Raw genomic sequence first — 23,733 nt, forward strand, 5'->3', positions numbered from 1 at the left:
GGGGAAACCTGTGGAAAACCGCTGAAAAACGCGAAAAACGTTGCGGAAAGCGCTACCAACCGTTGTGTTTCCCCGCAATATACGGTTAGTTTTTGCACACGAGGCCCAAGATCGGGCAGTGAAGGAGACCACGAAATGGCGAAACCAATGACAAAGACCCAGCTTGTGGCCGCTCTGGCCGAAGAAATGGGCAGCGACAAGAAAACCGCAAGTGCTGCACTGGACGCAGTCACCGGCATCATCACCAAGGAAGTGTCGAACGGCGGTGCCGTGACCCTTCCGGGTGTTGGCAAGATCTACTGCCGTGAGCGCCCCGAGCGCATGGTGCGCAACCCGGCCACTGGCGAGCAGTTCAAGAAAGAAGCCGACAAGGTGGTCAAGATGACCATTGCGAAGGCTCTGAAGGACAGCGTGAACGGCTGATCCGACCTCCGGACTTACCTGAAAGGCCGCTCGTTCGAGCGGCCTTTTTCATTTTGACTGAATGGTTGCGTCAGTGTGTTCCGCAATCAGTTTCTCGTCGAGGTTCCCGGTCTCGGACGTTTCGTTCTTCCAGAGCGGGACACCCGTCGACAATACTGACCGTCCCATCATGTGAGCGCCGATTGGCGCGGTCAGAAGGATGAACAGCACAATCGCAATCACGCGGATGATGATGTCCGGGCTGCCGAACACAAAGGCCGAACCGGCAAGGATCAGTCCGCAGGCCAGCGTGCCGATCTTGGTCGAGGCATGCATCCGGATCAGAACGTCTGGCATCCGGATCAGACCAAGCGCACCAATGACGGCGAAGAGCCCGCCAAGAACGATCAGAACTCCGGCAGTCACATCAGTCATTCGCGGCCTCCTTCCGGTTGCGGTAGGTATTGCGTTCGGCAAAGCGTGCCAGCGCGACAGTCGCGAGGAACCCTACGAGTGCAAGAACCAAAGCCACGTCCAGAAACGCGGGCGTTCCATAGCGGATCGCGGCAAGACCGCAGAAGGCGACGATGGCCACCGTCATGAAGTCGAGCGCGACAACCCGATCCTGCAGGCTTGGCCCTTTGACAAGCCGGATGAATGCCATGACCACTGAGGCCACGACACAGAGAAACCCGATCTCAAGGCTCAGTTCCAGAAATCCATTCATTATGTGCCCTCCACAGCGTCGATCACCCAGCGTTCCATGCCGTCCTTAAGGCTTTTGCGGATGGCGTCGTGATCATCGGCAAACATCGCATGGACCAGCAGCGTCTTGCGGTCCTCGCTCACGTCGAGGCTGAGCGTACCAGGGGTCAGCGAGATCAGATTGGTGACCAGAAGGATGCCGGTGTCGGTTTTCACGTCGAGCGGCACCTCGATGATCGCAGGTCGCGCGCGGTGGCGTGGTGTGAGGATATCGAAAGCCACGGCCAGGCTCGAAACGATCAGTTCATAATGGAACATGATCACCAGTTTGATCCACGCGGTGACACGCCGGAAATAGGTGCTTGTCCCGATCAGGGGCTGGATCAGCCACAGCGCGCCGTAGCCGATCACGAAGCCGGTGATCAGACCAACCAGGGAAACGCTGCCGGTAAAGGCGACCCAGGCGATGGCGAGGATGATGTTCAGTCCAAAGGTGTTCATGGCTGCTCTCCCAGCACCGCGGTGATGTAGGCTGTCGGGTCAAGAAGCTGCGCGGCCGAGGCTTCGGCGAATTGCACGAAGGGTTCGGGTATCGTGCCGATGACGACGGTCAGAATCGCCAGCCCGGCAATCGGTATCAGCATCGCGGCGCGCTCGCGGTTGCTGAGCGATGACAGTTTGGGTTCAACCCCATCGGGATGGGGTTCCCAGAACGCCTGCGCCCAGATCTTGGTCATGGAGTAGATCGTGAGCAGACCAACGGCGAGCGCGATTCCCGCGATGATCCAGCCCTGCACGTCGAGTGCCGCCTTGACCAGCAGGAATTTGGCCCAGAACCCCGAGAGCGGCGGGAAGCCTGCGAGCGAGAAGGCGGGCACGACGAAGAGCACGGCGAGGAGAGGCGCGGATTTGTAGAGACCGCCGATCCGCGACAGCTCGGTTCCGCCTGCGATGCGCTGGGCGACGCCGGCGATCAGGAAGAGGTTTGCCTTCACCACGATATGGTGCACGAGGTAGAACACCGCGCCGACGATCGCGAGCGGGGTCAGCAGCGCGAGACCAAGGATCATGTAGCCGATCTGGCTGACGATGTGGAACGACAGGATTTTGCGCATGTCGGACTGTGCCGCAGCGCCCAGAACACCGACCACCATGGTCAGTCCCGCCACCCAAAGCAGGATCGTGTGGGTGAAGGCCGTGTCATGGTCAAACACAAGCGTGAACATCCGCAGCAGGGCGTAGACGCCGACCTTGGTCAGGAGGCCTGCGAACACCGCTGACACCGAAAACGCGGGGGTGTGGTAGGAGGCAGGCAGCCAGAAGAAGAGCGGGAAGACCGCTGCCTTGACCCCGAACGCGATCATGAAGAGGACCGCGACGATGGTCAGAAGCCGTTGGTCGGCTCCGTCCACGGCGCTGGCAAGGTCAGCCATATTCAGCGTGCCGGTCATGCCGTAGAGCAGGCCGATGCCGGTCAGGAACATGATCGTGGACACAAGGTTCAGCGCGACATATTTCACGCCGCCGTCGATCTGCTCGGGGCGTCCGCCCAGCACCAGAAGGCCAAAGGACGCGATCAGCATGACCTCGAACCAGACATAGAGGTTGAAAAGGTCACCCGTGATGAACGCGCCGACGACACCAGCGATCAGCATGTTGAAGAGCGCGTGATAGCCCAGCCGCTCCATCCCTTCATCTACATCCGCAATGGCGTAGATCGACACGGCAACGGCAACGATGGCGGTGATCAGGACCATGACGGCAGACAGAAGATCGGCCACCAGCGTGATGCCGAAGGGCGCAGGCCAGTTGCCCATCTGCCCGGCGATCACGCCATCGCGTAGAACGGTCGCCATCAGGATAATCGACGCGACCAGCAGCAAGGAGGATCCGGCAACGGAAATCCAGCGCCCCAAGGGGCTTTGCCGCGTGAGGAACGCAAGGACAGCCGTCAGGAAGGGAATGACGACGGGAAGTGCAAGAAGCCAGCTCACTTAGGTGCCTCTTCGGGTTCGGCCAGGCGCATGTCGTCCGGCGTCAGGGAATTCAGGGAGGTCCAGGCGCGGAAGACCAGCACGATGGCAAAGGCGAAAAGGCCAAAGCCGATCACGATGGCGGTCAGCACCAGCGCCTGTGGCAAGGCGTTTGCCGCAAGCGTCGGTGCATCCGCGCCTTCGGGGATCAGGGGCGGTGCGCCGTCGGTGAGGCGGCCTGCCACGAAGATCGTCAGGTTCGCGGCGTTCGAGATGAGCACGAGGCCGAAGATGAACCGCAGAAGGTGGTTCGACAGCATCAGGTAGACCGCCGCGGCGACCAGGACGCCGATGGTGATGGCAAAGAGAAACTCCATCAGATTTCCTCCTCCATGGCGAAGACAAGGGTGAGGATCGACCCGAACACCACGAGGTAGACGCCGATGTCGAAGACCAGCACTGACGACAGCGGCAAGCCCTTGTCGTCCTCGGTCGCGCCGATGAAGAGCCACTGTCCGGTGAAGAGCGCGTCGCCGAAGAGTGCCGCGAAAAGACCGGCGGCAAGGGCGATGCCCAGACCCCAGATCGCGATGGTTTGCGGCATGACGCGCAGCGCCGCGCGGGCGTCCTGGGTGCCGCAGGCGATGGCGTAGAGGACAAAGCCGGTTGCCCCCGTCAGACCGCCGATAAAGCCGCCACCGGGTTCGTTATGACCGCGCAGCATCATGTAGAACGAGAACACGAGCAGCAGACCGGCAAGGTAGCGCGTGCCGACACGAAGGATGACGGAATTCATTTCTGGTCTCCTTTGCGTGTTGTGCGCAGCAGCGCGTAGGCCGAGAGGGCGGCGATCACGACCACGGCAATTTCTCCGAACGTGTCGAGCGCGCGGAAGTCCACGAGGATCACATTGACGATGTTGCGCCCGTAGGCTTCGGGCCAGCTTGTCGCCTCGAAATACTCGGTCAGGCGCAGATCAAGCGGGCTGGAGACCACGGCAATCAGGATCAGCGAAACGGATGCGCCGACCGCCACGGACAGCAGAGCGTGGTTCAGGCGGAACTCGGCCTTGGGTAGCGATGGCAGGCGCAGCATCACGACGGCAACAAGCACGACAACCAGCGTTTCGACGAGCAACTGCGTGATCGCCACATCGGGGGCGCTGAACACGATGAAAATCATCGCGATGCCGATGCCGACCACGCCAAGGGCGGCGATCCCGGCGATGCGTGAGTTGGTGACAAGCGCCAGCAGTGCGCCCGCGATGGTCAGAAGCGCGATGGAGGTGTGCTTCCATTCCACGTCGGACAGATCGACGGCGATCATTGGCATTCCGGTGTAGACCAGTGTCAGCAGGATGCCTGCCGCGATGGTCAGGAAGGTGCCGAAGAGGTAGCTGGTGAGTTTGCCGTTTTGCACAAGCTGAGTTTGCCACTTTGCAAAACCTTTGAGCCTGTCAAGGAAACGGTCCCAGCCTGTGTCGAGGTTCGGGATCGCGGTGAAAGCGCGCTCCAGCATACCGCGCAGTTGGACGTGGCGGGCATAGAACAGCAGGCCAAGGACAAAGGTCGCGATACTCAGGATCAGCGGGATGTTGAACCCGGCCCAGAGTTGCAGTTCCTTGACCTCGCCCACCTCACCGGTCAGCGAGATCACGGTCGGCGCGACGAGCGCGACCTGCAACAGATCAGGATAGATGCCGAAGACGGCACCGAGGCTGGCAAGGATGATCGGCCCGGCCCACATCTGCCAGGGCGCTTCCTGCGGGGATTGGCCGGACGGCACCGTGCCGCGCCAGAATGGGCGGAAGGCGACAACCCCGGCGACGGCCAGCATCAGCGCGTTCGACAGAAGTGCCGCACCCGCCACAAGCACCGGCTCGGACGCGACGGCGAGCGCACCTGCGTATTTCAGTTCCTTGCCGATGAAGCCAAGGAATGGGGGGAAGCCTGCCATCGACAAAGCGGCCAGGGCAGCGGCGACGGCTGTGATCGGCATGATCCGACCCAGCCCGCCCAGTTGATCGGTCTCGCGTGTGCCGGTCGACAGGTCGATACAGCCGACAACGAGAAACAGCGACGCTTTGTAGAGCGAATGCACGATCAGGAAGGTTGCAAAGGCGGTCATTGCGTAGCCCGACTCCTGCCCCAGGAAGAGCGTCAGCGTGCCGAGTGCCATAAGTGTGGTATACGCCAGTGCCTGTTTCAGGTCGGTCTGGCGCAGCGCCAGGAGGCTGGCGAATACGGCCGTCACCGCGCCGAAGATCGTGAGTGTCCAGAGCCAGACATCGGTGCCGGACATCGCCGGGTGCATCCGTGCCATGACGTAGACGCCCGCCTTGACCATCGTTGCCGAGTGTAGAAAAGCGCTGACCGGGGTTGGCGCGGCCATGGCGTTGGGGAGCCAGAAATGGAACGGCACCTGCGCCGACTTCGTGAACGTGCCCGCCAGAAGCAGGATCAGGATCGGCAGGTACATCGCGTGCTCTTTGAGCGCGCTGCCCTGTGCGATGATGCCGGAGATGCTGGTGGTGCCTGTCGCAGCGGCGAGGAGGATCAATCCTGCAAGGAACGCCAGCCCGCCCGCGCCGGTGACGAACAGTGCCTGCAACGCGTTGCGGCGGCTTTTCTTGGCCTCGTGCGAAAAGCCGATCAGCATGTAGGAGGTGAGCGTCGTCAATTCCCAGAAAACGAAGAGAAGGATCAGATCGTCCGCCAGAACCAGCCCCAGCATCGACACCATGAAGGCGGTGAGGAACAGGGCAAACCGGGCATATTGCGGATGCCCGGCGAGGTAGGTGTTGGAGTAGAGCAGCACCAACGTCCCAATGCCCGAAATGAGCAGCGAGAAGGTCAGGCTGAGCCCGTCCACCAGGAATGCCAGTTCGATCCCGAGCGAAGGTATCCACGGGATCGTCAGGCGGATCACCTCGGTCGCAGCGATTGTTGGCAACATCGATGCAAACCACGCAAACAGCAGCGCAGCCAGCCCAACCGGCAGGATGCCTGTCAACCCGTTGCCACGCACGGTTTTGGGAAATCCTCCGGCCATCAAAGCGTCCTTTCTGCGGATGCGGCGTCTACGGGAGACACAAAGCCGGACGCCTTGGTGGTCAGAACCGAACAGTTCACGTGATTGAGCACGGTCTCAGCCGTGTTCCCGATGAAGAGGCCGGCCACACCGGTTCGGGCGAGTGTGCCCATGATGATGGTGTCAATGCCCTCAGCCGCGACGTGATCAGGGATCACGTCTCCGGCGGCGCCCTTGATATGCAGGACACGCATCAGGTCGTCGAATTTTGAAAACTCTGACACGAGAGCGTGGAGGCGTGCCTTGCTGTCGGTCTGTTCGCGGGCAACGAGCCTGTCGATGTCGGAGTCCGGGAGGCTCGCCAGCCCATGACGCAACGCGGCCTCTTCAGGCAGGTGCCACGCATTGAGCACGTCCAGCCGTGCGCCATCACATCGGGCCAGCGACGTCGCCAATTCCATGAGTGTCATGTTCAGCCGATCCCGGTTCGGGTCCGCTGGATCGGGATCGACGGCGACGAGGATGCGCTGCGCGGTTGGTTGTGCGCCTGCGTTCAGTACCCAGACGGGGCAGGGGCATTTGCGCAGGAGATGCATGTCGGCACCGGGGAAGAACCTGCGTCCGGCGGACCGATGCGCCCCTTTGATCACAAGGTCATGCCTGCCTCTGATCACCTGACGGATGATTTCGATGAAAGGGGTTCCGATCAGCAGCTGCGTTTCAACCGCAATCCCTCTGTCGCGCAGCGCAGTCGCGCGCGCTTCCAGCTTGCCGCGATGTACGGCGATGACGGTTTCCCCGATTTCCCGGTTACCGATGCCGGGCAGTACCGAAAACAGCCGCGACACGTCGCTGGCGCCGCCGCTGTCAATGGTGGTGACCATGGTGACGGATGCGCCATTGGTGTTGGCAAGAGACACGACACGCTCCAGCGCGAGTTCATACGCGCTGTGCTCATCGCAGACAAAAAGGATGTTCCTGAAACGCTCCACGGTCTCTGCTCCTTCACCCAAAAGGAGAGATAGGATGCGCATTTGATTGACCAAATCGAAACTTGACGTAGTTTCAATAGAAAATCTCTATTAATTGAGGCGCGTATGCCCAGTCTTCAGCAATTGCGATATCTGGTGGCGGTGGCGGACCAGTTGCATTTCCGCCGTGCTGCGGAGGCGTGCAATGTCACCCAACCGACACTCAGCGCGCAGATCAAGGACATGGAGCTTCGGCTGGGAACGACATTGATCGAGCGCAGCCGTTCGAAAGTCCTGCTGACACCGACCGGTCGGGACATTGTCGAACGTGCACGTCGAATTCTGCGGGAAGTGGCGGAAATTCACGCCATCGCCAAATCGCGGCAAAGCGTTCTGAGCGCCGTGATCCGGATTGGTGTGGTGCAGACGGTGGGATCCTATTTCTTGCCTCTAGTAATCCCCGACCTGCATCAGAAGTATCCCAAGCTGGGTCTTTATATTCGTGAGGGACTGCCGGATGTTCTGTTGCGCGGTCTTGAGGAAGGCGCGCTCGATCTGCTGTTCTTCCCTCTGCCGGTGAACCGGGCCGAGCTTGAAACCCAATCGCTGTTTCGCGAGCCCATTCAGGTTGTCGTGCCCTCGGATCATCGGCTGGCGCAAGAACCAGAGATCGACCCGGTGATGCTCAGGGGTGAAACCATCCTGTCACTTGAACCAGGTCACCGGCTGCATGAACTGGTCCGAACGATCTCGGAAGATTACGGGGTCGAGCTTTCGCATGACTATGAGGGCACAAGCCTTGATACCCTGAGGCAGATGGTGGCAACCGGGATGGGTCTGTCTCTGATGCCCGCGCTGTATGTGAAATCCGAGGTCGCGCATCAGGATCTGGTTGTCGCTCGGCCGTTCAGGGGAACGGCGCCGACACGAACAATCGGGATGGTCTGGCGCAAAGGAACATCGCGTGAGGATGAGTTCAGGCTTTTGTCAGCTTTGATCTGTCGGTCTCTGATGGACCGCGCTCCCGAGGTGGCGGTGCTCGGGGATTTCTAGCGGCGTCTACTGTGGCACGCTCTGCTGGGCGTATCTCGAAAGGCGCCGCCGTGTCTGGCGTCGGCGTTTGCGGGTGATTTCGTTGCACAGCCTGGTGTCTTCTATGCTGCTCAACGAGGCGGGCAGTTCGAAGTCGTATGGCACGAGCGACAGTTCCGGGCGTTCCCGTTCAATGATGTCGAAGACGGGTTCGGATTTGCGCCGCTGTGCCTCATCGAAGCTCAGTGACAGGGCGATGAGGCGTCGGCTGTTGAAGGGTGAGACGTAGAAATGTCGCCACAGCGCAGCGAAGGTCGCCCCAACGGTCGAGTTGTAATAGACTTCGAGGAACATGAAGTCCGCGGCTTTCGACATGGCATTTTCGGGTAGAGTGCGCTGCCATGCCATGAATTCATCGCGAAACTTTGCGGCGATCTCTTCGTTGAATTCGTGGCGGGGGACGATGATCAGTCGCTCGAGTTGCCAATCCGGATCCTGCCACCGTTCCTTGGGCTGAAAAACAAACACGGCGCGCAGCAGATCGGTCTGATGACCGCGCAGAATGACGTGCCCATCGGGGACGCCTTTGACCACGCCGTTTATGTATTCCTTGGGCAGCGAAGAAGGCGCACCAAGCGTGAGTTTGTATTTCTCGTGTGAGTGTTTCAGCTCCCATCGCAGCAGCCGGAACTGACGTTTGTCATGTGTGTCGTGCGGGATGTCGATGGCATTGCACAGCGCACGTCCGATCGCATCGTCACGCCGCGTCGCGTAATTGTTTATATGAGTATAGAACTGCTGGATGGACGACGTGTGCTCGCCGGCAAATGCCATGAGCAACCGGCTGTCCTGACCGCCGCTGACAGGCATCGCGCAAGGGAAGGCGTTAGCGATCTGGCCGATATTGAATCGGGCGCGCTGTGAAATCTCGTCGTAGATGTTGAGAACCTTGTCGCCGTCTGCGGCGAACACCTCATCCCGAGGCCAGAACCGGTGTTCCTCAAAGGTGTCGAGATTCAAGTAGTGGTTCGGTTTGAGCCGCCGCACATGTGCATCGGCTGTATGAAACAGAGCGAGCTTGCCGCCTTTGTTGGCGATGACATCGAAATCGAATTTTGGATTCGGCTCCAATGGTCGCTTGATCGCCATGAGCGGCGAAGCCGCGACATGGCCGTCTTTCTTGCTGTGGACCGCACCGATCATACCGACCGGGTCGGTGTAGAAGCGTGTTTCGCCAGCATGTTCCATCATGAAGGCAAATCGTCCGGCGACGTCGATGATGTAGGTCTCGAACGCGTCCCAGAAATCAGTGGATTCCGTGTCCAGTGGCAGGGTCACAACCGGACCGGTTAAGAGGACATCCGGCCCGACGGCAATTCCGATCACCGCACCTATGGTTCTGCCGCCCTGATCCTGCAGCCCGACCATGGGAAGTTCCGGACCGGCATAGAGATTCCAGTCCCGTCCACGGTAGTGTTGAAACCCCTCAAGCGACTCGGTCTCGCGGGACAGCACGTATTGATAGCGGAACGTGTCCTGGAACGGACCCCAATGGTCTTTCCAAAGCCTCTGCGCCTCGAACATGTGCCTCACATTCATTTTTGCGAAACACTACGAAGACCTGAATCGGAAATCCAGCTATGCCACCTGTTCACGACAGAAAAAAAGCCTGCGCGCGTAGGGGCGTTCAACCTGTCATTTTAATCGGGATGGAAGTTTGGTGGAGCCTAGGGGGATCGAACCCCTGACCTCTTGCATGCCATGCAAGCGCTCTCCCAGCTGAGCTAAGGCCCCGTTTGTGCGCGTTCCATTACGCAATGCCGGGGGCGGGATCAAGCGTGATTCCGCCCCTTCGGCAGAAATTAATCGTCGTCGTCGCCTGCGACGTCTGCGATGTCGTCCAGCGACACGTTGTCATCATCATCGTCCTCGAGAACATCATCGTCTTCGAGATCGACATCGACATCATCTTCGTCGAGAACATCCACATCATCGACATCGTCAGCTTTGGCCTTGCTCTGACGGTCTTCCGCATCTGCGGCGATCATGCGGGTCTTGCCGGTGTCAATCTCGACCACTTCCCCGGTATACGGGCTGATGATCGGATCGGCGTTCAGGTCATAAAAGCGCTTTCCCGTGGTCGGGCAGACGCGTTTGACGCCCCATTCTTCCTTGGGCATGGGTCATCCCCTTCAATTGCGTGGTCATATCGACAATCTGCGCCAACTGCCATAACACCGCACCGGTGTCAAAGGCTTTGCGGCACGTCTTTCATCGAGCGGCATATGGGCGTCAGAACTCTTCCGGGCAACCCCGAAATTTCTCTCAGGCTCCGCAAGAACCCACGGGCACGGAGAATGACACTGCGGATTTCGCGACTCGACGGGGTTGTGACCCTGACGATTCCCCGTGGTGTGTCGGAACGTGAGGCCATGGCGTTTGCTGCCGAGAAGCAGGATTGGGTCCTGGGGCATCTGTCAAAACATGCCGCGCCGACTCTGATTGGTCCGGGTCAGACGCTGAATGTTGGCGGGCAGGCGTTTCAATTGACCGAAAGCGCGGGAAAGCGGCTGCTTATCCAGGGCGACCAAATCGCCCTGCCAATGCCGCAGGAGAAAGGGCGCGTGCATCTTCTGGCCTGGCTCAGAGAACAGGCGCGCGCCGAACTCACCCGCGCCTCGGATCACTATGCGGAAAAGCTTGGGCGCTCTTACGCGCGGATCACACTTCGTGACACGCGATCACGTTGGGGATCGTGTTCTTCGGCAGGGGCGTTGATGTATTCGTGGCGGCTCATACTCGCACCGAAAGCCGTTCTCAATTACGTTGCGGCGCATGAAGTCGCGCATTTGCAGGAAATGAACCACTCGCCGGCATTCTGGAAGGTTGTTGAACAGCTATACGGTCCGCACAAGGAAGCGCGGCGCTGGCTGCGGCATGACGGCCCATCCCTGCACCGGATCCGGTTTGACGCTTGACCCGCTCTGGCGCTGTGATCACAGTTTGGTATGAGCGCTCTTTCCCGCACCTCCGAACCGACATTGTCCGCGCATGACCGGGTCTATCGCGGACTGCGCAACCGGATCATGTTTGGTCAGATGTCACCCGGCGAGCAACTTACCTTGCGGGGGATCGGGCGCGAATTCGATGTGTCCATGACCCCCGCACGGGAAGCGGTGCAGCGGCTTGTCGCGGAAGGCGCACTGTCGATGTCAGCCTCGGGTCGTGTGTCCACGCCCGAACTGTCCAATGACCGGATCGAAGAACTTGCTGCGCTGCGGGCGCTTATCGAGGTTGAACTGGCGAGCCGCGCCCTGCCTCGGGCGCATCTGGCGTTGATCGATCGATTGCAGGCCATCAATGGCACCATTGCCGATGCGGTCTCGAACCGGGATGCAGTGGGCTATATCCGCACCAATCTGGATTTTCACCGCACGCTGTATCTGCGCGCACAGGCGCCTGCGATGCTGGCCATGGCGGAAACGGTTTGGCTTCAGTTGGGGCCGACCATGCGTGCCCTTTATGGACGGCTTCGCCGGACCGAGGCACCGCAATACCATCGGTTGATCGTTGCCGCCCTCAAGGCCGGAGATGAACCGGGTCTCAGGTTGGCTGTACGGTCGGACGTGACCCAGGGACTGCGCCTGCTGACCGGTTAGGTCGGACACGAATGTCCGACCTCCGGTGTGTTTGTGCAATCATCGCGGTCAGATGGCTTAGTGCGCCATGAAGACCGGAACTTCGCAGTTTTCGAGCATGTTACGGGTCGCACCGCCAAGGATTGCCTCGCGGAAGCGCGAGTGACCATAGGCTCCCATGACAACAAGATCTGCGCTGATGTCGGTGACATGACGGCGCATCACGTCCGATACGCGCGGCATCGTCTTGGACAGTACGTCGATCTCGACCTTGACCCCGTGCCGCGCAAGGTACTGCGACAGCTGCCCGCCCGGATCTGAACGGTTCGGACCATGTTTCGGCGGGTCGATGACGACGATATGAGCCGTCTGAGCCTGGCTCAGAAGAGGCAGGGCGCTGCGAACGGCACGAAGCGCTTCCGTGCTTTCGTTCCATCCGATCGCGACCTTCTGCGGCAATTTCAGCTCGGGCCCGTTTTCGGGCAGCACGATGACCGGGGATTGCCCTTCGAAGAGAGCACCCTCGACCACGGGCTCCAGTTCGATCCCACGGTCTTCGCCGTAGGGACGGGGCAGAATCGCCAGATCTGCGAACCGGGCATGTGAGGCGACAAACCGGGCAATATCGGCCAGTTGACAGACCGCTTCGGTGACACCCCAGCGCAGATCGGACTGACCCATCTGCTTTTTTGCGGCGGCGGCAAGTTCGGATGCGTCCTGCCGGGCCTGATGCAGCGTTTCCTGAAGCACGGCTGCGTTCATGCCTGCGTAATAGTAACCGGTCTGTGTACGATCTACCCCAAGGCAAACGACGTCCATATGTGCATCCAGCGCGCTGGCCATCGAAATACCCTGCGAGATGGTGTCGCTCAGGTGTGACTGGTCGGTGACGACCGCCAGAATCGTTTTGAAAGACATCGAAGGCTCCCTTGTTTGAATTCCCTCCTTGAGCAGCTTCGCCTCAAGCCGGGTGTCGCGCTTTGACACCCATCAAACAAGTCGAACAATTCTATTGATGCAGATCAAGGATAGCTTACCCCAAAATTCGCATTAAGGGCCCAGTCTGAAAACCGCCTGCGCGGCAGCCGAATCGTGTGGGTAAGACGAAGGGACAAAAAATGTTGAACTATATCAAGCTGATCGCGCTTGGTTTGGTCACGCTTCTCGCGATGATCGCTGCAAGCTACGCGCGCGATTTAGCCTATCAGGTTCACGCCATAATCATCATGGCGGTATCTGCCGGGCTCTTCCTGTGGACGTTGCGGAACACCGATGAACCGGTGCCTGCTTCCGTCCTTGAAACAAGCTACATGGACGGCGTGGTGCGCTATGGCGTGATCGCGACGGCGTTTTGGGGTGTGGTCGGGTTCCTTGCAGGGACCTTTATCGCGTTTCAGCTGGCTTTCCCTGTCCTCAACTTCGATTGGGCACAGGGGTACATGAATTTCGGACGTCTGCGTCCGCTGCACACATCTGCAGTGATTTTTGCCTTTGGCGGTAACGCGTTGATCGCAACGTCGTTCTACGTGGTTCAGCGTACGAGTGCCGCGCGCCTCTGGGGTGGCAATCTCGGCTGGTTCGTTTTCTGGGGGTACAATCTGTTTATCGTTCTGGCGGCAACCGGGTACCTGCTGGGCGCGACCCAGTCCAAGGAATACGCGGAACCGGAATGGTATGTTGACCTGTGGCTGACCATCGTCTGGCTGGCCTATCTGGCGGTTTTCCTCGGCACGATCATCAAGCGTAAAGAGCCGCACATCTATGTGGCCAACTGGTTCTTCCTGTCCTTCATCATCACTGTTGCGATGCTTCACGTGTTCAACAACCTGAGCATCCCGGTTTCGATCTTTGGCTCCAAGTCGGTTCAGGTTTTCGCGGGCGTACAGGACGCGATGGTGCAGTGGTGGTACGGCCATAACGCTGTGGGCTTCTTCCTGACAGCGGGCTTCCTGGGGATGATGTACTACTTCGTGCCGAAGCAGGCGGAGCGCCCGGTCTTCAGCTACAAGCTGTCGATCATCCACTTCTGGGCGCTGATCTTCCTGTATATCTGGGCTGGTCCGCACCACCTGCACTACACCGCTCTGCCGGACTGGGCCTCGACCCTCGGCATGGTGTTCTCGGTCGTGCTGTGGATGCCCAGCTGGGGCGGCATGATCAACGGTCTGATGACGCTCTCGGGCGCATGGGACAAGCTGCGCACCGACCCGGTGATCCGGATGATGGTGATCTCGCTCGGCTTCTACGGCATGTCGACCTTCGAAGGTCCGATGATGTCGATCCGCGCGGTTAACTCGCTGTCGCACTACACCGACTGGACCATCGGTCACGTTCACTCCGGCGCGCTTGGCTGGAACGGCATGATCACCTTCGGTGCTTTGTACTTCCTCGTACCGAAGCTCTGGAACCGCGAACGGCTCTACAGCCTGAGCATGGTCAGCTGGCACTTCTGGCTCGCCACCATCGGCATCATTCTCTACGCGGCCTCGATGTGGGTCACAGGGATCATGGAAGGCCTGATGTGGCGTGAAGTCGACGCAAACGGCTTCCTCGTGAACAGCTTTGCCGACACCGTGAGCGCCAAGTTCCCGATGTACGTCGTGCGTGCTCTGGGTGGTGTGATGTACGTCACCGGTGCCCTGATCATGTGCTACAACCTGTGGATGACTGTGAAGCGCAGCCCGGCAAAAGACGCCGCGGCCTCGCCCGCAGCTGTCGCGGCCGAATAAGGAGGCTTGGACAATGGGTATTCTTGACAAGCATAAGGTACTTGAAACCAACGCGACGCTGTTGCTGATCTGCAGCTTCTTGGTCGTGACCATCGGTGGCTTGGTTCAGATCGTGCCGCTCTTCTACCTCGAAAACACCATCGAAGAGGTCGAGGGCATGCGTCCCTACACGCCTCTCGAACTGGCCGGTCGGGAAGTCTATCTGCGCGAAGGCTGCTATGTCTGCCACAGCCAGATGGTCCGTCCGATGCGGGACGAGGTCGAACGCTATGGCCACTACTCGCTGGCGGCGGAGTCGATGTACGACCACCCGTTCCAGTGGGGGTCCAAGCGGACCGGGCCGGACCTGGCCCGTGTCGGCGGCCGATACTCGGACGACTGGCATGTGGATCACCTGCGTGACCCGCAATCGGTTGTTCCGGAATCGGTGATGCCAAAATACGGCTACCTCGAAGCCCGTCTTCTGGAAGGTGAGCACATCGGTGAGTTGATGGCGACAAACGCCTTCGTGGGCGTGCCGTACAGCAGCGAGATGATCGAAGCCGCACAGCAGGATTTCCGCGCACAGGCGGATCCGGACAGCGACTATGACGGTCTTCTGGAACGCTATGGTGAAGCGGTGAACGTCCGCAACTTCGATGGTCAACCGGGTGTGTCCGAAGCGGATGCTCTGATTGCCTACCTGCAGATGCTGGGCACTCTGGTCGACTTCTCGACCTTCACGCCTGACGCAAGCCGGTAAGGAGAGCGATCATGGAAACATATTCGTTACTCCGTGAATTTGCAGACAGCTGGATGCTTCTGGTGCTGTTCACGTTCTTTGTCGGGGTGATCCTCTGGGCCATCCGCCCCGGCAGCAACAAGACACACCGTGAAACGGCCAGCATCCCGTTCCGCAATGAAGACAAACCCGCCGCATCCAAGGAGGCGAGGACATGAGTAAAAAGCAAGACGACGATCTTGATTACGAAACCACCGGTCACGAGTGGGACGGGATCAAGGAATACAACAAGCCCCTGCCGCGCTGGTGGCTGTGGACCTTCTACGCAACCATCGTCTGGGGTGTGCTTTACACGATTGCCTATCCCGCGTGGCCGGGCATCAAGGAAGCCACACCGGGTATCCTCGGGTTCTCGACCCGGGCGCAGGTCGCGGAAGACATCGCCCGTTTCGAAGATGCCAACTCGGGCATCAACGCACAGCTGGCGTCCGTCGAACTGACCGAGATTGCGCAGGATGCCGATCTCAACCAGTACGCTCAGAACGCGGGCGCTGCGGTTTTCCGCACATGGTGCGCGCAGTGCCACGGCTCGGGTGCCGCCGGTGCCAAAGGCTATCCGAACCTGCTGGACGATGACTGGCTCTGGGGCGGTGACATCGAGGCGATCCACGCCACGATTTCCCACGGTATCCGCAACGAGGAAGACCCGGATGCCCGGTATTCCGAGATGCCTGCCTTCGGCGAAATGCTGGCTGAGGAAGAGATCAGCCAGGTGGTCAACTACGTGATGTCGCTCTCGGGTGAAGCGCAGGACGCTTCCCTGGTGGCAGCCGGTGAAACCGTCTTCCTCGACAACTGTGCCGCATGTCACATGGACGATGGGACGGGTGATCGCTGGCAAGGTGCACCGAACCTGACCGATGCGATCTGGCTCTATGGCGGGGATTACGAGACCCTGAAAGAGACGGTGACCTATTCGCGCTTTGGTGTGATGCCGCCGTGGACAGACCGCTTGACCGAGGCCGAGATCCGCGCCGTTGCAAGCTATGTGCACGGTCTCGGTGGGGGTGAAGCTCCGGTCGAATGATCTGATAAAAGGCTACCTTCTGGCCTTCGGGCCAGAAGGGAAAGCGCCGGTCGCCTCTTTCTGTTCGCGCGTTTCGAGGCACCGGCGCTTTTATTTTGTCCGGCTCATTGCCAGCTGCGACCGCGCCATGGCCACCGCCTTGCGCGGTTTTTTGTGGATGGGCCGTGCCAGATGTGCGGCGGTTGGTATATCACCGGGTCAATCATCTCCAATCCTCCCAGCGTTTCGGTCCTGCGGGTCCCCGCAGGTCTTCGCGGTACCACGATTTGGGGATCGACGTGTGATGCCGGGGCGCCGAAACGCCGCTTGCGCGAAGGAATGTTTTTGCAAATGTGGTGAACATATCGGGCTCCTGACTTTGCTGTGTTTCTGCGCTCATACTTGCGTTTTCAGGCGATCGATGCGACTCAGGGATAAATTCACAACGTAAGTTGATCTTACATGATTGATTGGTCCCGGCTCCCGTCCCTCTCGGCCCTTCGTGCGTTTTGCGCCTTTGTTCAGACCGGATCAGTCACCAAGGCCGGTGCTGCGCTGAACGTCAGCCATGCAGCGATTTCACAGCAGTTGCGCAGCCTCGAGAACCATGTCGGGACGCCACTGTTCGACCGATCGAGCCGGGCGCTCGAACTCACCGATGAGGGGCGTCACCTCGCCCGCGCGCTGGAGGATGGGTTCAGCCGGATATCGTCCGGTGTCGAAGCGCTGACCAATGCGGATGCACAGCGACCGCTCAACGTTGGGTGCACCCCGACATTTGCCAGCGCCTGGCTGATGCCGCGTCTGGCTGGATTCCAGGCGGAGCATCCGGGTATCGATATGATCGTAAGCCCAAGCCCGAGCCTGACTGACCCGTCCCCCGGCGGAATCGACGTGGCGATCCGCTATGGCACATGTGGCTGGGCGGGGTTGGAGTGCGAGCGGTTGCTGGACTCGCCTCTGGTCGTCATTGGTGCGCCGTCTCTGTTCAAAGGCAAGACGCCGTCTGAACCCCGTGATCTGATCGCGTATCCTTGGCTCGAAGAACTGGGGACTACGGAATCCTCGGCATGGCTCACCCAGCATGGGCTGGCGGAGGCGAAGGTTCGCTCGCGCACGCACGTACCGGGCAACCTCATGCTCGACGGGGCGAGAAACGGGCAGGGGGTGGCGGTCTCGACCCGAATCGCTGTGGCCGAAGACCTTTCTGCCGGACGCCTGATCGCCGTATTCGAAGACAGGCTCGACGCAGGGTACAATCTGGTCTCTCGCCCCGGCGTTCAGCGTGCCCCGCTTAAGGCATTTCTCCGCTGGATCCGACGAGAAGCGGCAAAAACCTGAATTAAAGATACAGTATTTGATGCAAGTCAAAGTCTGGCGTGGCCCCTCCTGAGAAAAGACGCTCAAGCCAATCCGTCTTTGGGAGCCAATTCTCTCGTGTCTCAAGCAGAAAACACAACGCCGCCAAAACTATACGCAGCGCGCGAACCGATCTTTCCGAAGCGTGTGAAGGGCAACTTCCGCAGCTTCAAGTGGATCATCATGATCATCACGCTGGGCATCTACTATGTCACGCCGTGGATCCGCTGGGACCGGGGGCCGCAACTGCCTGATCAGGCCGTGCTTGTCGATCTCGCCAACCGACGGTTCTTCTTCTTCTGGATCGAGATCTGGCCGCACGAGTTCTACTTCGTGGCTGGTCTACTGATCATGGCGGGTCTGGGTCTGTTCCTCTTCACTTCGGCCTTGGGTCGCGTCTGGTGTGGTTATGCCTGCCCACAAACCGTCTGGACCGATCTTTTCATTCTGGTCGAGCGCTGGATTGAAGGCGACCGCAACGCGCGCCTGCGCCTGCATCGGCAGAAGAAACTGGACTTCCGAAAGGTCCGATTGCGGCTCACCAAATGGGTGGCCTGGTTCTTCATCGGTCTCGCAACCGGTGGGGCTTGGGTGTTCTATTTTGCAGATGCCCCAACGCTGCTGCGTGATCTTGTGACCGGTCAGGCGCATCCGATTGCCTACACAACCATGCTCATACTGACAGCGACCACGTTCTTCTTTGGCGGTTTCGCCCGCGAACAGATCTGCATCTACGCCTGCCCGTGGCCGCGCATCCAGGCGGCGATGATGGACGAGGACACGCTGACCATCGGCTACCGCGAATGGCGGGGTGAGCCGCGCGGCAAGCACCGGAAGGGCGATGGGGCCGAGCAGCTGGGTGATTGCATCGACTGCATGGCCTGCGTGAACGTCTGCCCGATGGGCATCGACATCCGCGACGGGCAGCAGATGGAGTGCATCACCTGTGGTCTCTGCATCGACGCCTGCGATGAGATCATGGAAAAGATCGGCAAACCGCGTGGCCTTATCGACTATCTTGCCCTGTCGGACGAGCCGCGCGAGCGTGCGGGGATGGAACCGCGTACCGCCTGGTTCCACATCTTCCGCATCCGGACGATGATGTATACGAGCCTCTGGGCGCTTGTCGGGATCGGATTGGTCTTTGCGCTCTTTATCCGACCTGAGATCGATATGACCGTGGCACCTGTGCGGAACCCGACTTTCGTCACGCTGTCCGATGGGTCGATCCGGAACACATATGACGTGCGCCTGCTCAACAAACATGGCGAGGATCGGCCGTTCCGTGTGTCTGTCACCGGGCATCCCTCGGTCCGCGTCCAGCTCGAAGGTACACCCTATGAAACCATAGATGTGCCTGCGAACGAAACCTACCTGCAACGCGTGTACGTTGTCGCAGCTCCGGGGTCGGACCCGGCCGAGGCGGAACGCACCGATATCCGGTTCTGGGTCGAAGACCTCACCAATGGGGACCGGGCCTATACCGACAGCATCTTCAACGGGAGAAGCAACTGATGGCGAAGGACTTCAAACTCACGGGCTGGTATGCACTGGCGATCTTTGGAGGCTGTTTCGCCGTGATCATCTCGGTCAACCTTGTTCTCGCCTATTCTGCGGTAAAGACCTTTCCGGGGCTGGAGGTGAAGAACTCCTACGTCGCATCGCAGAGTTTCGACGACCGCCGGGCCGAGCAGGAATCGCTGGGCTGGACAGTGAAGGCAGAAGCCAAGGGCGGGCTCTTGATCCTCAGCATTACCGATCCGGACGGCAAACCGGTGCAGGCAGGCACACTTGATGCGGTTCTCGGGCGGGCCACCCATGTCCAGGATGACCGGGTTCCCGAGTTTTCCTTTGACGGGCGGGCCTACGTGGCGCGTGAATCGCTGCGGCCCGGAAACTGGAACATTCGCATGAAAGCCACGTCGCTGGAGGGGGTTCCCTTCGAGCAGCGCGTCGTGCTCAAGGTCGAGAGCTGATACATGACCGTCGCAATGCGCCCGCCGACGTCGGCCTGCCCGGCGTGTTCCGCCGCTCCCGCAGCGGAAGCGCTGGCTGAGGCGGCCCTGCCCAAGGACGTCAACATCGTCCTGTCTCTGCCGTCCATACACTGCGCGGCATGTATCTCGGGGGTAGAGAGAATTCTCGGGTCGACTGAAGGCGTGCGCGGCGCACGGGTCAACCTCACGCTCAAGCGGGCCCAGATCGAAGCTGCGCCGGATGTGAGTGCAGATGATCTCATCTCGGTTCTGGAAGGGGCCGGGTACGAGGCGCACGAGCTTGACACAACGGCTCTGAGGGCAACCGAGACCGACAAATCCGGCCGCGACCTGCTGATGCGTCTGGCAGTTGCGGGCTTTGCGGCAATGAACGTGATGCTTCTTTCGGTTGCGGTCTGGTCCGGGGCCGAAGGGCCGACACGCGACATGTTCCACTGGATATCGGCAGCCATTGCACTGCCGACAATCGCTTTCTCGGCGCAGCCGTTTTTCAAGCACGCCTGGACCGCCTTGCGGGCAGGGCGGCTCAACATGGATGTGCCGATCTCTCTGGCGATCGCCTTGGCAGTTGTCACGTCCCTTTGGGAAACGTCTCTGTCCGGCGAACATGCTTATTTCGACGCGGCGATCACGCTGACATTCTTCCTGTTGGCTGGTCGCTACCTGGATCACCGGACCCGCGCAGCGGCCCGGTCCGCTGCCGAAGAACTGGCGGCGCTTGAAGTGCCACGCGTGTCGCGTCTGACGCAGGATGGGGAAGAGCAGATCGCCATGTCTGAACTGGTGGTCGGCGATTTGATCCGTGTCCGTCCCGGTGGGCGTATGCCCGTGGACGGTGAAATCGTCGATGGGCAGTCCGAACTGGACCGGTCGCTGCTCACAGGCGAAACCCGTCCGATCTATGCCGGGCCGGGGTCCATCGTCAGCGCAGGCGAGGTCAACCTGACCGGCCCGCTGATAATCCGCGCCAGCGCGGTGGGACGGGATACGTCGCTGCATCGCATGGCAGATCTTGTAGCCATCGCCGAATCCGGGCGCTCGCGGTACACGTCGCTGGCCGATAAGGCAGCCAAGCTCTATGCGCCCGGGGTACACATCCTGTCCGCCTTGGCCTTTGCCGGGTGGTACATCTACACTTTTGATCTGCGCACGGCTCTGAACATCGCGGCAGCGGTGCTGATCATCACCTGCCCCTGTGCTCTGGGTCTGGCTGTGCCCGCTGTTACAACGGCGGCGTCCGGACGACTGTTCCGCAAGGGCCTGCTGATCAAGGATGCGACCGCGCTGGAGCGCATGGCGCAGGTGGATACGGTTGTCTTCGACAAAACCGGAACGCTCACCGCAGGTATGCCAGAGGTCGTCAACCTAGGGGATCATTCCCGCCGAGATCTCGGGATCACCCTGGCGCTGGCCGAAGGTTCATCACATCCGTTGTCGCAATCGCTTGCCACCGCGATCCGAGACGCCGGTGTGGTGCCGGCCAAGGTCACAGGGGTGACAGAAATCCCGGGCCACGGAACCGAAGGGTCCTGGATGGGGCAGACCGTGCGTCTTGGGCGCGGCAGCTGGGTCGGCGGTGGGGACAGTGTCGAGACCTGTGCCTGGCTCCGGGTTGGTGACACCGTGGCCGATCCGTTCCGCTTTGCAGATCAGATCCGCGATGGTGCTGAGTCGCTTGTCGCGCAGTTGCACAAGGACGGGTTCGAAGTTGTTCTGATGTCCGGTGACACGACACCCGCCGTCGAAGACTTTGCCGCGCGCATGGGGATTTCGAAGTGGATTGCCGAAGCGCTTCCTGAAGACAAGGCAGCGAAGGTTGCCGAACTCACGGATCAGGGCAAGCGTGTGCTGATGGTTGGTGACGGGCTGAACGATACTGCCGCACTGGCAGGTGCCCATGCATCGATCTCTCCGGCAACCGCACTCGATGCGGCCCGCGTGGCATCTGACGTGGTGCTTCTTGGTAATTCGCTCGAACCGATCTCCGACGCGCTGGCCACATCCCGCACGGCGATCAAGCGCATCCGGCAGAACTTTACCATCGCGACATGGTACAACATCATCGCGGTGCCCCTTGCCGTTGCTGGCCTCTGTTCACCGCTGATCGCGGCCTTGGCGATGTCCAGCTCTTCGATTACGGTGTCCCTGAACGCTCTGCGCCTGAGATAATCCGGAGACTGCGATGAACGTGCTTGCGTACCTGATCCCTGTATCGTTGCTGCTTGGCGGCGTCGGGCTGGTGGCGTTCGTTTTTACCGTCAAGTCCCGGCAATATGACGACCCGGAAGGGGCGGCGCAGCGCATCCTGTCGGACGACTACGACGACCGTCCCAAGTCCTGAAAGGCGTTCGGGTCAGCTGGGCCCGATCATGAAGCAGGTGACCTGCCGGGCCTGAAGCCTGCGGCACGCCAGATCGGCGGCTTCGCGGGTGAGGCCCATGAAGTTCGCGTCGAACCCGCGTGACCCGTTCACGACCTTGCGCAGGGATCCGTCCAGCGTCGACATCTCCGCCAGGGCGGTTTGCAGAAGAGCCTTCTCGGCCGCGTAGCGGCTGGAGAAACGTCCGACATTGATGCCCCAGTGACGTCCGCCCGAGGTCGAAATCCGTGTCACAACCTCTGCTTCGCGTTTCGGAGCAGGTTCCGCTTTTCGGGTCGAGGCCGATGCAAGCACGACCGTCTTTGGACGGACCACCGGTTTGACGGATGCTTTCGGTGCCGTTTTCTCGGTCACGTCCGCCACCACTTCGGCAGCGGCCGGGGCCGCTGCAGGTGCGGTTGCAGCCAGAGCGACCTGCGCAGCGGTTGCCGCGACCTCTTTGACTTCTTCGGTCTGCACCTCGGCCAGAACGGATTGGATGTCTTCTTTCAACTCGGCCACAAGCGCGTCGGGCAGGACAGGTTCGCTCACTGGGCGCGCTGTGGGTCTGAGGCTGGTCTTGACCGCGGCTGCGACGACGCGAATGGATTTCGCGCGTGTGTTTGTAGATGGTGTCTGGCTGCGGGCGATTACGGTCTCGGTGGTTGGCGCGGTATCCGGGCCGAGATAAGGCGGTTTGCGCGGCGTGCGCAGCGCCATCCGGCTTGGGGCCTTGTTGAACCCGAGGTCCATCAGTTTGGCGACCTGAGCATTGCGCGAAGCTGTTGAGTTGCCGCCAAAGACCGTCACGATGATCCGTTCGCTGCCACGCTCAGCAGAGGCGACGAGGTTGAAGCCTGCAGCGCGGGTATAGCCGGTCTTGATGCCATCTGCGCCACGATAGGCATCGAGGAAACGCCGGTTCGTGTTGGACACGGCCTTGATTCCAGCGTCGGTGCTGCGGCGCGAGAACAGATTGTAATACTGAGGGTAATCATACAGCAGATGGCGCCCGAGGATGGTCATGTCCCGTGCCGTGGACAGATGGCCACTTTCTGTCAGACCGTGTGCATTTTTGAATGTGGTTCGGCTCATCCCGAGTGCTTTGGCGGTGCGGTTCATGCGGCGCGCGAAGGCGGCTTCCGATCCCGATATTGCCTCTGCCAGAGCGGTTGCTGCGTCATTCGCCGATTTAACTGCTGCTGCGCGCACGAGGTAGCGAAGCTGAATCGTCGATCCCGCACGCAGACCCAGTTTGGACGGCGGTTCGGCAGCGGCTTTTTTCGAAATCCGAACCTTGCTGTCCATGCTGATCTCGCCGTTCTGAACGGCTTCGAACACCACATAGAGCGTCATCATTTTGGTCAGCGAAGCGGGGTGGAGGCGGGTGTCGGCATTGCTCGAATGGATGACTTCACCGTTGCGGGCATCCATCACCATTGCCGCATAGGGTGCTGCCATGGCGCTGATGGGCACCAGAACCGCCAACCAGATTGCAGTGATTACGTACAGGCCCACTCGGGCCGGCTTTCTACGCCGTCCTGACACGATATCCGCCTTCTCTGCCTCATGCCGCCGGATTTTCCCGGTCAGCTTTATTATTAGGGGAAGCTTAACACATGAGGAGATTTCGTTAAAGCCCTTATTTTTATACCTTTTTTGCACATTTTTGCGGCGGGCACCCCCAACATGTTGCGGGAGCGGAAAGATCGCTCACAAACTGCGCCAATGTGGCAAGAATAAGGCAGGCC

25 protein-coding genes and 1 tRNA gene are annotated in these 23,733 nt (G+C 60.2%); 13 read left to right on the forward strand and 13 right to left on the reverse strand.

Translation table 11 applies throughout. The features are described 5' to 3' along the window. Positions 1-135 precede the first annotated feature (135 nt). Positions 136-423 carry an HU family DNA-binding protein gene (locus tag MGEO_RS04290; protein ID WP_085635471.1) on the forward strand — a complete coding sequence of 96 codons (288 nt, stop codon included), beginning with the start codon at positions 136-138 and terminating at the stop codon, positions 421-423. A 48-nt stretch (positions 424-471) separates the two neighbouring features. Here the strand turns inward: MGEO_RS04290 and mnhG are convergent, their stop codons facing one another. From mnhG to MGEO_RS04330, 8 genes are read right to left on the reverse strand one after another with little or no spacing between them, the layout of a single operon-like run. Then, positions 472-837, reverse strand: coding sequence for a monovalent cation/H(+) antiporter subunit G (mnhG, locus tag MGEO_RS04295; RefSeq protein WP_085635472.1), 366 nt, complete (start codon positions 835-837; stop codon positions 472-474). Beyond that, positions 830-1,129 (reverse strand): monovalent cation/H+ antiporter complex subunit F, encoded by a 300-nt coding sequence (locus tag MGEO_RS04300; RefSeq protein ID WP_085635473.1) that lies wholly within the window; start codon positions 1,127-1,129, stop codon positions 830-832. Before MGEO_RS04300 ends, mnhG begins: the two co-directional genes overlap by 8 nt. After that, positions 1,129-1,608 (reverse strand): Na+/H+ antiporter subunit E, encoded by a 480-nt coding sequence (locus MGEO_RS04305; protein ID WP_085635474.1) that lies wholly within the window; start codon positions 1,606-1,608, stop codon positions 1,129-1,131. Before MGEO_RS04305 ends, MGEO_RS04300 begins: the two co-directional genes overlap by 1 nt. Next, on the reverse strand, positions 1,605-3,101 hold the full coding sequence (locus tag MGEO_RS04310) for a Na+/H+ antiporter subunit D (RefSeq protein WP_085635475.1): 1,497 nt from the start codon (positions 3,099-3,101) through the stop codon (positions 1,605-1,607). The genes MGEO_RS04305 and MGEO_RS04310 overlap by 4 nt, the downstream gene beginning before the upstream one ends. Further along, on the reverse strand, positions 3,098-3,457 hold the full coding sequence (locus tag MGEO_RS04315; RefSeq protein WP_085635476.1) for a Na+/H+ antiporter subunit C: 360 nt from the start codon (positions 3,455-3,457) through the stop codon (positions 3,098-3,100). The genes MGEO_RS04310 and MGEO_RS04315 overlap by 4 nt, the downstream gene beginning before the upstream one ends. Next, entirely contained in the window at positions 3,457-3,876 is a 420-nt protein-coding gene (locus MGEO_RS04320) for an MnhB domain-containing protein (RefSeq protein ID WP_085635477.1), read from the reverse strand. Before MGEO_RS04320 ends, MGEO_RS04315 begins: the two co-directional genes overlap by 1 nt. Beyond that, positions 3,873-6,131, reverse strand: coding sequence for a putative monovalent cation/H+ antiporter subunit A (locus MGEO_RS04325; protein WP_233139622.1), 2,259 nt, complete (start codon positions 6,129-6,131; stop codon positions 3,873-3,875). The genes MGEO_RS04320 and MGEO_RS04325 overlap by 4 nt, the downstream gene beginning before the upstream one ends. Then, a complete protein-coding gene (locus tag MGEO_RS04330; protein ID WP_211297938.1) occupies positions 6,131-7,102 on the reverse strand; it encodes a universal stress protein in 972 nt (323 codons plus the stop codon). The genes MGEO_RS04325 and MGEO_RS04330 overlap by 1 nt, the downstream gene beginning before the upstream one ends. A gap of 105 nt (positions 7,103-7,207) precedes the next feature. Here MGEO_RS04330 and MGEO_RS04335 point away from each other — a divergent pair, with 105 nt between their 5' ends. Further along, a complete protein-coding gene (locus tag MGEO_RS04335) occupies positions 7,208-8,134 on the forward strand; it encodes a hydrogen peroxide-inducible genes activator (protein WP_085635479.1) in 927 nt (308 codons plus the stop codon). Positions 8,135-8,140: 6 nt separating this feature from the next. Here the strand turns inward: MGEO_RS04335 and MGEO_RS04340 are convergent, their stop codons facing one another. The 3 genes from MGEO_RS04340 to MGEO_RS04350 form a co-directional block, all read right to left on the reverse strand. Next, positions 8,141-9,697 (reverse strand): hypothetical protein, encoded by a 1,557-nt coding sequence (locus MGEO_RS04340; RefSeq protein WP_085635480.1) that lies wholly within the window; start codon positions 9,695-9,697, stop codon positions 8,141-8,143. Positions 9,698-9,831: 134 nt separating this feature from the next. Next, positions 9,832-9,907 (reverse strand) — tRNA-Ala (locus MGEO_RS04345). 68 nt (positions 9,908-9,975) lie between these two features. Then, positions 9,976-10,293, reverse strand: a complete 318-nt coding sequence (locus tag MGEO_RS04350) for a TIGR02300 family protein (RefSeq protein ID WP_085635481.1) — start codon at positions 10,291-10,293, stop codon at positions 9,976-9,978. A gap of 177 nt (positions 10,294-10,470) precedes the next feature. Here MGEO_RS04350 and MGEO_RS04355 point away from each other — a divergent pair, with 177 nt between their 5' ends. Both MGEO_RS04355 and MGEO_RS04360 read left to right on the forward strand, forming a co-directional pair. Next, positions 10,471-11,091 (forward strand): M48 family metallopeptidase, encoded by a 621-nt coding sequence (locus MGEO_RS04355; protein WP_332908303.1) that lies wholly within the window; start codon positions 10,471-10,473, stop codon positions 11,089-11,091. A gap of 30 nt (positions 11,092-11,121) precedes the next feature. After that, positions 11,122-11,772 (forward strand): GntR family transcriptional regulator, encoded by a 651-nt coding sequence (locus tag MGEO_RS04360; RefSeq protein WP_085635483.1) that lies wholly within the window; start codon positions 11,122-11,124, stop codon positions 11,770-11,772. 57 nt (positions 11,773-11,829) lie between these two features. Here the strand turns inward: MGEO_RS04360 and MGEO_RS04365 are convergent, their stop codons facing one another. Then, entirely contained in the window at positions 11,830-12,669 is an 840-nt protein-coding gene (locus tag MGEO_RS04365; protein WP_085635484.1) for a universal stress protein, read from the reverse strand. Positions 12,670-12,869: 200 nt separating this feature from the next. Here MGEO_RS04365 and ccoN point away from each other — a divergent pair, with 200 nt between their 5' ends. From ccoN to ccoS, 9 genes are all read left to right on the forward strand, one after another. Continuing rightward, complete coding sequence (gene ccoN / locus MGEO_RS04370) at positions 12,870-14,480, forward strand: cytochrome-c oxidase, cbb3-type subunit I (protein WP_085635485.1); 1,611 nt, start codon at positions 12,870-12,872, stop codon at positions 14,478-14,480. A 13-nt stretch (positions 14,481-14,493) separates the two neighbouring features. Next, positions 14,494-15,222: a cytochrome-c oxidase, cbb3-type subunit II gene (gene ccoO, locus MGEO_RS04375; RefSeq protein ID WP_085635486.1), complete on the forward strand. Its 729-nt coding sequence runs from the start codon at positions 14,494-14,496 to the stop codon at positions 15,220-15,222. An 11-nt stretch (positions 15,223-15,233) separates the two neighbouring features. Next, positions 15,234-15,419 carry a cbb3-type cytochrome c oxidase subunit 3 gene (locus tag MGEO_RS04380; RefSeq protein WP_085635487.1) on the forward strand — a complete coding sequence of 62 codons (186 nt, stop codon included), beginning with the start codon at positions 15,234-15,236 and terminating at the stop codon, positions 15,417-15,419. Then, positions 15,416-16,288: a cytochrome-c oxidase, cbb3-type subunit III gene (gene ccoP, locus MGEO_RS04385; protein ID WP_085635488.1), complete on the forward strand. Its 873-nt coding sequence runs from the start codon at positions 15,416-15,418 to the stop codon at positions 16,286-16,288. The genes MGEO_RS04380 and ccoP overlap by 4 nt, the downstream gene beginning before the upstream one ends. 441 nt (positions 16,289-16,729) lie before the next feature. Next, positions 16,730-17,608 (forward strand): LysR substrate-binding domain-containing protein, encoded by an 879-nt coding sequence (locus MGEO_RS04390; protein ID WP_332908304.1) that lies wholly within the window; start codon positions 16,730-16,732, stop codon positions 17,606-17,608. Positions 17,609-17,704: 96 nt separating this feature from the next. Further along, the gene (gene ccoG / locus MGEO_RS04395) at positions 17,705-19,141 is read left to right on the forward strand and encodes a cytochrome c oxidase accessory protein CcoG (protein ID WP_085635614.1); all 1,437 of its coding nucleotides are present in this window, start codon (positions 17,705-17,707) and stop codon (positions 19,139-19,141) included. Further along, a complete protein-coding gene (locus MGEO_RS04400; protein WP_085635489.1) occupies positions 19,141-19,602 on the forward strand; it encodes a FixH family protein in 462 nt (153 codons plus the stop codon). The genes ccoG and MGEO_RS04400 overlap by 1 nt, the downstream gene beginning before the upstream one ends. Positions 19,603-19,605: 3 nt before the next feature. Then, the gene (locus tag MGEO_RS04405; RefSeq protein WP_085635490.1) at positions 19,606-21,792 is read left to right on the forward strand and encodes a heavy metal translocating P-type ATPase; all 2,187 of its coding nucleotides are present in this window, start codon (positions 19,606-19,608) and stop codon (positions 21,790-21,792) included. Positions 21,793-21,805: 13 nt separating this feature from the next. Then, complete coding sequence (ccoS, locus tag MGEO_RS04410) at positions 21,806-21,964, forward strand: cbb3-type cytochrome oxidase assembly protein CcoS (RefSeq protein ID WP_085635491.1); 159 nt, start codon at positions 21,806-21,808, stop codon at positions 21,962-21,964. A gap of 12 nt (positions 21,965-21,976) precedes the next feature. Here ccoS and MGEO_RS04415 read toward each other — a convergent pair whose 3' ends face one another. Further along, positions 21,977-23,443: a D-alanyl-D-alanine carboxypeptidase family protein gene (locus MGEO_RS04415; RefSeq protein ID WP_085635616.1), complete on the reverse strand. Its 1,467-nt coding sequence runs from the start codon at positions 23,441-23,443 to the stop codon at positions 21,977-21,979. Between the last annotated feature and the right edge of the window lie 290 nt (positions 23,444-23,733).

Source organism: Marivita geojedonensis (assembly GCF_002115805.1).
GTDB classification, from domain to species: Bacteria; Pseudomonadota; Alphaproteobacteria; order Rhodobacterales; family Rhodobacteraceae; genus Marivita; species Marivita geojedonensis.